An 11,878-nucleotide genomic window follows, 5' to 3' on the forward strand; every position below is an offset into this window, starting at 1 on the left:
GAGCATTATGTCTTATAGCGAGTTTTATCAACGTTCTATAACGCAACCGGAGTCGTTCTGGGCCGAGCAGGCCCAGCGTATTGACTGGCAGCAGCCGTATACGCAGGTACTGGACCACAGCAACCCGCCGTTTGCCCGCTGGTTTTGCGGCGGCACGACCAATCTGTGCCATAACGCTATCGACCGCTGGCTGGAGAAACAGCCTGACGCGCTGGCGCTGATTGCTGTGTCATCAGAAACTGAAGAAGAACGCACTTTTACCTTTCGTCAGCTGTATGACGAAGTGAACGTCGCGGCGGCGATGCTATTGTCGCTGGGCGTACAGCGTGGCGATCGGGTGCTGGTGTATATGCCGATGATCGCCGAGGCGCACATTACGCTGCTGGCCTGCGCACGCATTGGGGCAATTCATTCGGTGGTGTTCGGTGGTTTCGCCTCGCACAGCGTGGCGGCGCGCATCGACGACGCCAGACCGGTGGTTATCGTCTCGGCGGATGCCGGGGCGCGCGGGGGCAAGATCCTGCCGTATAAAAAGCTGCTCGATGATGCGATCGAACAGGCGCAGCACCGACCGCGTCATGTGGTGCTGGTCGATCGCGGTCTGGCGAAAATGGCGCGGGTCGAGGGACGTGACCTCGACTTTGCCGCCCTGCGCCAACAGCATCTCGGCGCGCGGGTACCAGTTGTCTGGCTGGAATCAAACGAAACATCCTGCATTCTCTACACCTCCGGGACAACCGGTAAACCGAAAGGCGTCCAGCGCGACGTTGGCGGCTATGCGGTCGCGCTGGCGACCTCGATGGACACCATTTTCGGCGGTAAAGCGGGCGGCGTGTTCTTCTGCGCGTCGGATATCGGCTGGGTAGTTGGGCATTCGTATATCGTGTATGCCCCGCTGCTGGCGGGGATGGCGACGGTGGTTTACGAAGGTCTGCCAACGTATCCGGACTGTGGTGTATGGTGGAAAATTGTTGAGAAGTATCAGGTCTGCCGGATGTTCTCCGCCCCGACCGCCATCCGCGTGCTGAAGAAATTCCCGACCGCGCAAATCCGTAATCACGATCTCTCCTCGCTGGAGGTGTTGTATCTGGCGGGGGAACCGCTGGACGAACCAACCGCCAGTTGGGTAACAGAAACGCTGGGCGTCCCGGTTATCGATAACTACTGGCAGACCGAATCAGGCTGGCCGATTATGGCAATTGCCCGCGGGCTGGACGACAGGCCGTCGCGTCTGGGCAGTCCCGGCGTGCCGATGTACGGCTACAACGTACAACTGCTCAATGAGGTGACCGGTGAACCTTGTGCGGCGAATGAGAAGGGTATGCTGGTGATTGAAGGGCCGCTGCCGCCGGGCTGTATCCAGACCATCTGGGGCGATGACGCGCGGTTTGTGAATACCTACTGGTCGCTGTTTTCTCGCCAGGTGTACGCCACCTTTGACTGGGGCATTCGTGACGCTGACGGCTATTACTTCATTCTGGGGCGTACGGATGACGTGATAAACGTGGCAGGGCACCGGTTGGGGACGCGCGAGATCGAGGAGAGTATTTCCAGCTATCCGAACGTTGCGGAAGTGGCGGTAGTCGGCGTGAAGGACGCGCTGAAGGGGCAGGTAGCGGTCGCGTTTGTTATTCCGAAACAGAGCGACAGCCTTGAAGATCGCGACATCGCACATTCGGAAGAGAAGGCGATTATGGCGCTGGTGGACAGCCAGATTGGCAACTTTGGCCGTCCGGCACACGTCTGGTTTGTGTCGCAGTTGCCGAAAACACGTTCCGGTAAAATGCTCAGACGGACGATCCAGGCGATCTGCGAAGGCCGCGATCCCGGCGATCTGACGACCATTGACGATCCCGCGTCGCTGCTGCAAATCCGTCAGGCGATCGAGGAGTAACATCGTGTGATGCCCGGTGGCGCAATGCTTACCGGGCCTACGTTCTAATCCACTTTCTTATACGGCCCGTGATAGTAATCAAACGGCGCATAAACCGTATCGGCCACGAACGATAACGGCACATCAACAAACAACAGCGCTAAATCGAAATAGTTATAATCGTAAGCGCCTGGGTTTTTTAGTTTATCAATATCATGATGCATACCCACGTAATAGGTATCTGAATTCTCGCCTGCCGTGCGTGCATCAATGCTGCCACATCCTGAAAGTAGTGCGCTGATAAAGAGCGCCGTTACCGCAATTGTCTTTCTGCTCATGCTATGACCTGGCTTCTCGCCCCGTTTTACCATAACGGTAAAAAAGCGGTTTGTTGCCCGCAGAACTTAAACCTCCAGGTCAGGATGGTCGTGTGAAGATGACGCGTTGTAGGCCGGATAAACCACGTGAGGTGCATCCGGCAAAGATGCTTTCACAGCGCGACGCTTTCGCGACGACGCAGCAGGGAAAACGGCCCCGGTCCACTTAGGGTAAATACGGAAATCAACGTGAAGCTCAGCGCAATGATCCCCAGCACCAGATAAGCTCCCTGGAAACCAATACTTTCATACATTTTCCCGGCCAGAACTGACATGAAAATCATTGCTAACTGTTTGAAGAAGCAGAAACACACCAGATAAATCGTCGCCGAGAAACGCACTTCAAACTGACTGGTGATGTATTTGAAGCAACCGACGATCAGGAACGGTATCTCAAACATATGCAACGTTTTGAGAATAACGACTTCCAGCGCAGTGGTGGCGAATGAGGAGCCAATAATCCTTACCGACATGATCGTACCAGCCAGCAGCAGGGCGTTCTTGCCGCCGATGCGATTCACAATCAGCGGCGCAAAGAACATGATTGAGGCGTTGAGTAATTCTCCCATCGTCGTGACGTAGCCAAACACGCGGGTACCCTGTTCGCCGGTGGCAAAGAACGAGGTAAAGAAGTTGGCGAACTGCTGGTCAAACACATCGTAAGTACAGGAAACGCCAACTACGTACAGGGAAAGGAACCAAAGTTTTGGTTGTTTAAATAACTCCAGCGCCAGCTTCAGGCTGAATGCCGAGTTATTGGCGCCTACCGCATCCGCGACTTTTGCTGAAGAGGGGGCATCTGTTTTTGAAAATAACAGCAGCAATGCCAAAATGACCGCGCATCCGGAGCCTAACCAAAAGACAAATTGGTTATTGATGGTGAACATAATGCCGGCAATCGAGGCGCACAGCGCCCAGCCTACGCAACCAAACATGCGCGCGCGACCAAATTCAAAGTTGCTTCGGCGGCTGGCTTTTTCAATATAGGCTTCAATCGCCGGAGCGCCGGCATTGTAAATAAAGCCAAGGTAAATCCCACCGACAATTGAACCCAGTAAAATATTAACTTGTAATAACGGACCAAAAACGTAAATAAAGAACGGGGCAAACATTACCAGCATGCCGGTAATTACCCACAGTAGATGTTTACGCAGGCCAAGCTTGTCGGATAGTAGTCCGAAAATTGGCTGGAATAACAAAGAAAACAGTGAGATACAAGCGAAGATGATGCCGGTATCGCCTTTGCTTATGTGGTTTACCTCGTGTAACCAGATAGGGAAGAAGGGGAAATACGCGCCCATAATAAAAAAGTAAAAGAAGAAGAAAAAGCCGAACATCCAAAAGTTAGTGTTTTTTAAATAATACATAACAGACTTCCTATAAATGCGGGCAGGTTTGGGCCTGCCCAACTTATATTATTATTTTTGGCCCCAGACGAACTGGAAGTGGTAGCGTCCGGCGCTCAGCAGAAATTCCGGCGACACGGAAGGGCTCCACGAATCATCGCCGCCAACGCCCATATGGAAGCCATCAATATTGAGCCAGGTGCCCGCCTCAGGCTGCAGCAAATGGCGGTGGCTGGTTTCCATCAGTTGCTGCTGGCTAAAGCGGCTGATGTTGAACAGGAAGTCCCCACGCCACTGGTGCGCGCCGTAGTGCAGTTCGCGCGTGCCGCAGCGCAGACCGTTTTCACTTGGGAAAACATACGGGGTGTACATCTCATCAAGCGACAGATCCCAGCGATCAAAACAGGCGGCGCCCAGACGGTCCGGGTAGTTCTCATGTGGACCGAGACCTAACCAGTTCACTCGCTCTGCGACCTGCACTAACTGGCAGCTCAGGCCGATGCGGGCCGGATGCGGCGTACCGCTGGCAACGTCGACATCCACCGTTATCTGCATTTCACCCTTGCCGTCAATGCGGTAGCTTTTTCGGCTAATGAACAGCGTTTCGCCCTGATACTGCCACGCATGTTCAGTGGTGATCAGTACCGCATCGCTCAGCGTGTCGGCAGCACAGTGTAGTAACGTTGCTTCAGCCTGATAGTGACCGGCGGCCTTCCAGCGTTCGACCCAGGCATTAGGGTCGATGCGGGTTGACTCGCTCACGCCGATGTCGTTGTCCAGCGGGGCGCGGGTGAACTGGTCAGTAAGCGGAGTTAACAGTTGGGCTGAATCGCCAATCCAGTACTGTGTCAGCAGGCCAGACTGACGGTCGAATTGCCAGCGCTTGTTGTCGTTCTCAACGGTAAAGACGTTTTCGCTCACATTGAGCTGTGGCGCGGTGCGGGCAGACGGCAGTTGCGTCAGGCTGAGCTTCTCTTGAAGCTTCCATTGCTGCCAGGCGCTGATGTGCCCGGCGTCTGACCACGCGGTTGCCTGAGGTTGTTCTACGCGTACCGTCAGCCACAGCTGACCTGCGGTTTCCGGCATCGGGACATCTGGCAGGGTAATCACCTGGCGACCCTGTGGAGCGATATCCAGAACGATTTCTCCGGCGGCCAGCGGGTTGCCGTCCTGGGCAATAGACCAGTGCAGAACTTCGTTATCGCTGCGGCGGAACAGATATTCGCTGGTCACTTCAATCTGGCGTTCAGCGCCCGGCAGTAACGTGAACTGGAAAAACTGCTGTTCATGTTTGGCCTCGTATAACGCCGGGTGTGGGGTGCGATCGGCGAACACCAGCCCGTTCATGCAAAACTGACGATCGTTAGGCGTGTCGCCGAAATCGCCACCGTAGGCTGACCATGCTTTGCCGTTTTCATCATATTTAATCAGCGACTGATCCACCCAGTCCCAGACAAAGCCGCCCTGCAGGCGCGGATACTGACGGAATGCTTGCCAGTATTTGGCGAAGCCACCGAAACTGTTGCCCATGGCGTGGGCATATTCACAAAGGATCAGCGGACGCTGCTCGCCGGGCATCGACAGCCACTTTTTAATCGACCATTTGGGGACGGCGGGGAAGGGCTGATCCTGATCGACGCGGGCGTACATCGGGCAAATAATATCGGTCGCTGCGGTATTTGCGCCGCCGCCTTCATATTGTACCGGGCGTGACGGGTCTTCTGATTTTATCCAGCGGTAGAGCGCGTCGTGATTGACGCCATGGCCGGATTCATTGCCCAGAGACCAGATAATAATGCTCGGATGGTTGCGATCGCGCTGCACCATACGCGTGACGCGCTGGCTCATGGCAGGCAACCATGCGGGATCGTCGGTGAGGCGATTCATCGGCACCATGCCGTGGGTTTCAATGTTGGCTTCGTCGACGACATACAGGCCGTAACGATCGCACAGGGTGTACCACAGCGAGTGATTTGGGTAATGGGAGCAGCGCACGGCATTGAAGTTATTCTGCTTCATCAGGATGATGTCTTGCACCATCGTCGCCTCATCCATCACCTGACCGTTGATCGGATGGTGCTCATGGCGGTTGGTACCGCGAATCAACAGCGGCTTACCATTGAGTAACAGCAGTCCGTTTTCAATGCAAACCTGACGAAAGCCGACGTCACAGGCCTCCGCTTCTATCAGCGCTCCGTCCGCGGTGCGCAGCTGCACAACGGCGCGGTACAAATTGGGCGTTTCGGCACTCCACAGAGCCGGTTTTTCGACGTTCAGACACAGAGTCACCCGGTCATGATAAGCACCGCGTTCATCAATAATCTCACTGCCGAGTGGGGAATTCGTTTCGGCTGTGAGCGTTTCTCCCTCCCACAATTGCAGGGCTACGCGTAAATCTTCGCTCTCGTTGCTCGCTACTCTGACTTCCACTGCCAGCATGGCGCGGCTGAAGTCGTCGTTAAACCGGGTATTAATGCGCAGGTCGCGAATTTGCGTTGTGGGCTTATGCAGCAAAGATACGTCGCGAAAAATACCGCTCATGCGCCACATATCCTGGTCTTCCAGATAGCTGCCATCGCTCCAGCGCAGCACCATCACCGCCAGACGGTTTTCGCCGTGCTGCAGATAATCGCTAAGATCGAATTCAGATGGCAGGCGGCTGTCCTGTCCGTAGCCGACCCAGCGGCCGTTGCACCACAAATGAAATGCGGAGTTCACGCCGTCAAAAATAATGCGCGTCTGACCCTCATCTAACCAGGCATCGTCAATATGAAATGTGAGCGAGTAACATCCCGTCGGGTTCTGTGCCGGAACGTACGGAGGGTTAACCGGGATTGGGTAGGTGACGTTGGTATAAATTGGCGCATCGTAACCGTCCATCTGCCAGTTCGAGGGGACGTTGACAGTATCAGCTTGTGGCAGATCGCTTGTAAGCCAGCTTTCCGGCACAGCCTCCGGCGCGGCAAACCAGGCAAATTGCCACCGGCCATTCAGCGAGCGTAACTGACTTGAACGCTGATTCGTACGTGCGTCATCTGCTGAACGCCAGCTACAGAACGGTGGATGCGCCTCCAGGCGGTTGAGCTGCGTGACGCCGGGATTTTCCCAGTCACGGCGGGCCAGAACAGCGGAGAGTGAATCTGTGTTCAGGTTCATAACGGTATCCTGTTTGAATTTGTTATTCGCTCACAATTTCAATCAAAATACGGATAAGCGATCCCAACTGTAAAGGCTGGGGCGTTCAATGAGTGAACTGACTCACACAATTGTTGTGCGTTCACAATTTGGGTGCGAGCTGAGAAACTTGCCGCGCGAGCTGGATCAATGAATCGGCCAGCGCCTGGGGTGAGGTGGTTTGGGTGTTGGGTGGCAGAACCGTTTTGCGCTTAACCAGGGTGACGGGCAGCAGTTGGTTGCCCACGGTTGATTCGCCACGGGGAAGTTGCAGCAGCCTGTCGACGCTGGTTTCACCCAATAACGGAAAATCTTGCCTGATGGTGGTCAGCGGTGGAATGTAGCAGGCGCTGTCTTCGGTATCATCGTAGCCAATCACCGAGATATCTACCGCCACCCGCAGACCGAACTCGCTGATTGCGCGCATCGCGCCCAGCGCCATTTGATCGTTAGCGACCAGCATGGCGGTAGGGAGGTTACCGTTATTCAGCATATGCATCGTTTGCTGAAAACCAGACATCGCGCTCCAGTCGCCTTCCAGCTCCATAACGGGTTGTAGCTGGTAATGTGCCAGATACTTGTGCCAGCCCGAACGGCGAAGCCTTGCCGAAACGGAAGTGTGCGGTCCGCTCAGCAGGGCGATACGCTGATGTCCGTACTGCACCAGATGTTCAACGCCGAGGCGCGCGCCGTCGTCATGCGAGAAAATCACGCTGTTAATTGGCGTCAGGTCAGAGACATCGAGAAACAGCACCGGCACCGTACCGCAGGCGGCGGCCACGGCAATGGCGTCTTCTTCATCCAGTGGATAGTTGATGATAAGCCCGGTTACGCGCTGAGAAAGCAGGTTGTGGACCGCGGCTTTACATGCCTCAACGCCGCTGCGCTCGACCATGGCGATCACCACGCTGGCACCGGACTGGTCGGCACGGGATTTTATGGCGGCAACGATTTGTGAGGGGGCATGCAGGGCAAGGTTCGCCGTCACAACGCCAATCAGCGGCGTCTGTTTGCCAGCCAGCTGCTGTGCGACGCGGTTAGGGATGTAATTGAGTTCCGCCATCGCGGCCTCAACTTTTTGTCGGGTTTTTGCGGAAACGTGGCTGGCCTGATTAACGACGCGCGAGACGGTCTGGTAAGAGACACATGCATGGTCTGCCACATCGTATAGCGTTACCGGTTTCACGTTTATCACCCCTGTCATGACGTTATCTGCGCGCTATGATGCCACAGCGGGACGGTTTTGGGGGATTTACGCATAGGTTCTGCGAGGCGCATTCCAGGGTTGCGGATCGTGTGCTGGAGCATTTATCGTCGTTCTTCTTAACAGAAGAAAAAAGTGAGGACATTGTGAGCGACTCTGCGGCAAATAATATTCTGTCCATCTACCGACGTCATGCGGATGCCTTTGCCAGCCAGCGCTCGCGCACCTTGTTCGAGAAAAGCTGGCTCGATAAATTCATTTCCGTGATGGGCGGGCAGGGCAGCATTGTGGATATTGGCTGCGGCAACGGTCAGCCGATTGCCGGTTATTTTATCCAGCAAGGTTTTCAGCTTACCGGCGTTGATGGTTCCCCGGCGATGCTGGCGCGGGCCCGAAACACTTTTCCCGCACAGCGCTGGCTGGAGCAGGATATGCGCGAACTGGCACTCAATGAGACTTTCGATGGTCTGATCGCCTGGGACAGTTTTTTCCATTTAACTCAGCAGGACCAGCAAAAGATGTTCCCGATTTTTGACCGCCTCAGCCATCCCGGCAGCGCGCTGATGTTTACCAGCGGTACGGACAATGGCATCGCGATGGGGCAATTTGAGGGTGAGCCGCTGTTTCACGCCAGCCTCGCGCCGGACGAATACCGCGCATTGCTGTCAGCGCATGGTTTTGCGGTAGTCGAGATGGTGATGGAAGATCCGCAATGCGCCGGGCACACTGTCTGGCTGGCGCAAAAAAGAGGCTAATCGCCGCGAAAGGTTTTACGCCATTCAGCCGGGCTAACACCAAAGTGGGATTTAAAATGCTGACGCCAGGTGACAGGCGACTGAAAACCAACCTGTTCTGCAATGCGTTCAACGGGTAACTGGCTGGACTCCAGCAACGTCTGGCTACGGCGCAGGCGCTCGGCAATCAACCATTCGGCTACGCTTGACCCGGTGGCCTTCATAAAATGACGAGTGAGGGTACGACGGCTCATCATCACTCGCTGCGCCAGCTCGTCGAGATTATGCGGTTCGTGGAGATGCTGGCGCAAATAGTCGAGCAGGGCGTTGATGCGCTGATCCTGGGTATTTTTCGCTACCGGTTGTTCGATAAACTGTGCCTGGCCGCCCTCGCGATGTGGCGGCACAATCATCCGTCGGGCAATCTGATTCGCCACCGTGCTGCCAAAACGCTGGCGGATGACGTACAGGCAGCAATCCAGCGCGGCTGCGGTCCCTGCCGAGGTAATAATACCGTCGTCATCCACGTATAGCGCGTTGATATCCAGACGGGCCGCCGGAAATCGCGCCTGAAAATCCTGCTCGAACTCCCAGTGCGTAGCTGCCCGTTTGTCATCCAGCAGACCGGCATAGCCGAGAACAAACGCGCCCAGACATAACCCAACAATTTGCGCGCCGTTTTGTCGTGCGCAGTTGAGCGCATCAAGCAGTCTTTGTGGTGGTCGATGTGCCGTGGTGCCCCACCAGGGGATCACTACAATGTCGGCGGCCTCCACTGCTTCATAGCCGTAGGCTGCGGTAATGGCGAAGCCATCCTGCGAGGAAACTATGCCCGGCTGTTCGGCGCACAGTTGTACCTCAAAGCGCTTTTTCGCCGCCACTTTGTCACTGAAAATAATGCACGGCACTGAGAAGTGAAACGGGCTGAAATCTTCCACGGCGACAATGGCGACGTTAAGCGGTTGCATACGATTCCTCTGTGGAGTTTAAAACGTCAGGGTTTCGCCATCTTCCGGCACGTTAATGAATTGCGCAATCTGGTTGTCGCGGGTGTACTCTTTCAAGGCCGCGCGGGTAAGCAGACAGTGGTTAATCGCCTCCATGTGGGTCGCCACAATTTGTGCCTCAGGTAGTACGAAGTGGGTTTTTAGCACATCTTCCGCGCCCATGATAATTGGGCCAAACCCGATAACGTGGGCAAAGCCTGCGTTCAGAATGACCACGCCTGGTTGAAAAGTCCGCATGTTGGTTTCCACCTCGTCGCGCCAAATGGTGTCCCCGACCAGATACAGCGTTTTTTCCGCCGGATGCTGGAAGATAACCCCGCAGGCATCACCCAGACGCTCAGCCATTTGCGGGATGGCGTAAGCGCGATCCGAACCGTGCTGGCCGCCGGTTTTACGCAGGGTGATATCACCAAGCGCGGTGTTTTGCGTCAGTACGGTCAGTTGCGTGAAACCTTGTTCCCGCAGTACCTGCGCATCGCGATCGTTTTGCACATAAATCGGTTTGTCTTTCGGCACGACACGAGCCGCTGCTTCATCCCAGTGGTCTTCATGCAGATGGGTCACGATCAGCGCATCAACGTTGAGCAGCGTGTCGATATCGACAGGCAGATCAACGGTCGGGTTGCGGATCTCGGCGCGAGCCGTTCCGGCAAAGCCCGGATAAGTACCTTTATCCGCTAGCATCGGATCAATCAGAAAAGTTTTACCGCCAAAGGTGATGTGCTGCGTGGCGTTACGGATTTGCGTGATGTTCATGATGTTTGCTCCACGTGTTGGATCAGTGGTGTCATCGTAGAGTGTTGTCCAGAAGATGAATGTGGGCAAATGGGCGACTAGCGATGGGATTGGGCCAATAACAGATTACATATATCAATTATGTAATTAAAGTAATTTAATATTTCCTTTGTAACTCGTTATTTAATTTGCTGCCATTATATCGAAATGAATAAGAGTGCTGTTACTTAAATACGGAAAATTTTATTAAATACGAAGCAGTGCCAGAAAACATTATTGATATATGTAATGCATAGTGACCAATAAAACAGATCGCGAACCATGAAATAAGAATGCTATCATTCACATCAGACGCGGCAGGCAACTGCTGGCACACGCATATCCCCCCGGAGCAACTGATGAACAACGACATTCCGCTTAAATATTATGATATCGCCGACGAGTACGCGACCGAGGCCGCAAAGCCGGTGAGCGACACAGAACGTGACGCGCTGGCGCACTACTTCCAGCAGTTGATTACCCGTTTGATGAACAACGAAGAGATCAGCGAAGAAGCGCAGCAGGAGATGGCAACCGTGGCCGGTGTCGACGCTCAGCGTATCGATGATATCGCGGAGTTCCTCAATCGTTGGGGTAACGAGTAGCCAAAGGTATGGCCTGTGTTTTACACTGCGCGCAAATTGAGTAGGTATACTCTACGAATAATAGGTTTAATCAGGCGGAAACAGCAATGAACGGAACAATCACAACGTGGTTTAAAGATAAAGGCTTTGGATTTATCAAAGATGAAAACGGCGACAATCGCTATTTTCATGTGATTAAGGTTGCTAATCCTGAGCTGATCAAGAAAGACGCGGCGGTGACTTTTGAGCCCACCACCAATAACAAAGGCTTGTCTGCCTACGCGGTAAAAGTCATACCAGACAGCAAGTACATCTATATCGCAGGCGAGCGTCTGAAGCTCACCTCGATCAAGTCATTCCTGGTCTACAGCGAAGAAGTCCCTGTAGAGACCCGTATCGACAAAGAAAATGCAGTGCTGTCTGTCGGCGTGCTGATGAACAGCATCCGACCAAAATCAGACGTGAAGCCTGGTGAAATGCGCACGCTGAAAAAGCTGGCTATCACCACCTTTCAGGGCACGACGCTGATTTTCTCTGAAGATGAAATCGACATTGACGAGACGGTGAAACTGCTTAAGGTCTGAAGCCCTTCAGACTGAATAAAAACCGGAACGCTGCTCTTTTCAGACGGGTTTCGGTTTAGTATTGTGTGAATGGGTTGAAATAAGAATAGCTTTCTTTGACAACCCTAATCACACTTGCAGCAGCATAAGAATGCTTTTGATTATATTGAATTGTTTTGTAAGCATTCCAGATGATACAGTTATCCCGAAAGTGACTAAACCGAGGTCTGATGCTTACCTCA

At 54.1% G+C, this 11,878-nt stretch carries 10 protein-coding genes; 4 read left to right on the forward strand and 6 right to left on the reverse strand.

The features are described from left to right. Positions 1 to 7 precede the first annotated feature (7 nt). Complete coding sequence (gene prpE / locus OGV89_RS17235) at positions 8 to 1,894, forward strand: propionate--CoA ligase (protein ID WP_130714939.1); 1,887 nt, start codon at positions 8 to 10, stop codon at positions 1,892 to 1,894. Between the two features lie 44 nt (positions 1,895 to 1,938). Here the strand turns inward: prpE and OGV89_RS17240 are convergent, their stop codons facing one another. The 4 genes from OGV89_RS17240 to OGV89_RS17255 all read right to left on the reverse strand — a co-directional run bounded on the left by OGV89_RS17240 (position 1,939) and on the right by OGV89_RS17255 (position 7,956). Then, a complete protein-coding gene (locus OGV89_RS17240; RefSeq protein WP_003838662.1) occupies positions 1,939 to 2,211 on the reverse strand; it encodes a YceK/YidQ family lipoprotein in 273 nt (90 codons plus the stop codon). Between the two features lie 152 nt (positions 2,212 to 2,363). Then, positions 2,364 to 3,617, reverse strand: coding sequence for an MFS transporter (locus OGV89_RS17245; RefSeq protein WP_003847667.1), 1,254 nt, complete (start codon positions 3,615 to 3,617; stop codon positions 2,364 to 2,366). Between the two features lie 51 nt (positions 3,618 to 3,668). Continuing rightward, entirely contained in the window at positions 3,669 to 6,752 is a 3,084-nt protein-coding gene (locus OGV89_RS17250) for a beta-galactosidase (protein ID WP_286559023.1), read from the reverse strand. A 121-nt stretch (positions 6,753 to 6,873) separates the two neighbouring features. After that, positions 6,874 to 7,956 carry a LacI family DNA-binding transcriptional regulator gene (locus tag OGV89_RS17255; protein WP_286559025.1) on the reverse strand — a complete coding sequence of 361 codons (1,083 nt, stop codon included), beginning with the start codon at positions 7,954 to 7,956 and terminating at the stop codon, positions 6,874 to 6,876. A 164-nt stretch (positions 7,957 to 8,120) separates the two neighbouring features. Between OGV89_RS17255 and OGV89_RS17260 the strand changes: the two genes are divergently transcribed. Continuing rightward, entirely contained in the window at positions 8,121 to 8,729 is a 609-nt protein-coding gene (locus tag OGV89_RS17260; RefSeq protein WP_378141286.1) for a class I SAM-dependent DNA methyltransferase, read from the forward strand. Here the strand turns inward: OGV89_RS17260 and OGV89_RS17265 are convergent. Then, a complete protein-coding gene (locus OGV89_RS17265; RefSeq protein ID WP_044714418.1) occupies positions 8,726 to 9,676 on the reverse strand; it encodes a GlxA family transcriptional regulator in 951 nt (316 codons plus the stop codon). The two genes, OGV89_RS17260 and OGV89_RS17265, sit on opposite strands and share 4 nt — an antisense overlap. An 18-nt stretch (positions 9,677 to 9,694) precedes the next feature. Then, positions 9,695 to 10,471, reverse strand: coding sequence for an MBL fold metallo-hydrolase (locus tag OGV89_RS17270; RefSeq protein ID WP_286559028.1), 777 nt, complete (start codon positions 10,469 to 10,471; stop codon positions 9,695 to 9,697). Positions 10,472 to 10,848: 377 nt separating this feature from the next. Here OGV89_RS17270 and OGV89_RS17275 point away from each other — a divergent pair, with 377 nt between their 5' ends. After that, positions 10,849 to 11,094, forward strand: coding sequence for a YmjA family protein (locus OGV89_RS17275; RefSeq protein WP_003021350.1), 246 nt, complete (start codon positions 10,849 to 10,851; stop codon positions 11,092 to 11,094). Positions 11,095 to 11,180: 86 nt separating this feature from the next. Next, entirely contained in the window at positions 11,181 to 11,657 is a 477-nt protein-coding gene (locus tag OGV89_RS17280) for a cold-shock protein (RefSeq protein ID WP_003021353.1), read from the forward strand. The last annotated feature ends 221 nt before the right edge of the window (positions 11,658 to 11,878 follow it).

The sequence above is a fragment of the Citrobacter sp. Cf125 genome (genome assembly GCF_030333935.1).
GTDB lineage: Bacteria > Pseudomonadota > Gammaproteobacteria > Enterobacterales > Enterobacteriaceae > Citrobacter > Citrobacter freundii.

Excerpts from the sequence above, each read along its gene's own strand:
- prpE (WP_130714939.1), top strand. The coding sequence starts at position 8 with ATGTCTTATAGCGAGTTTTATCAACGTTCTATAACGCAACCGGAGTCG.
- OGV89_RS17240 (WP_003838662.1), bottom strand. The coding sequence starts at position 2,211 with ATGAGCAGAAAGACAATTGCGGTAACGGCGCTCTTTATCAGCGCACTA.
- OGV89_RS17245 (WP_003847667.1), bottom strand. The coding sequence starts at position 3,617 with ATGTATTATTTAAAAAACACTAACTTTTGGATGTTCGGCTTTTTCTTC.
- OGV89_RS17250 (WP_286559023.1), bottom strand. The coding sequence starts at position 6,752 with ATGAACCTGAACACAGATTCACTCTCCGCTGTTCTGGCCCGCCGTGAC.
- OGV89_RS17265 (WP_044714418.1), bottom strand. The coding sequence starts at position 9,676 with ATGCAACCGCTTAACGTCGCCATTGTCGCCGTGGAAGATTTCAGCCCG.
- OGV89_RS17270 (WP_286559028.1), bottom strand. The coding sequence starts at position 10,471 with ATGAACATCACGCAAATCCGTAACGCCACGCAGCACATCACCTTTGGC.
- OGV89_RS17275 (WP_003021350.1), top strand. The coding sequence starts at position 10,849 with ATGAACAACGACATTCCGCTTAAATATTATGATATCGCCGACGAGTAC.
- OGV89_RS17280 (WP_003021353.1), top strand. The coding sequence starts at position 11,181 with ATGAACGGAACAATCACAACGTGGTTTAAAGATAAAGGCTTTGGATTT.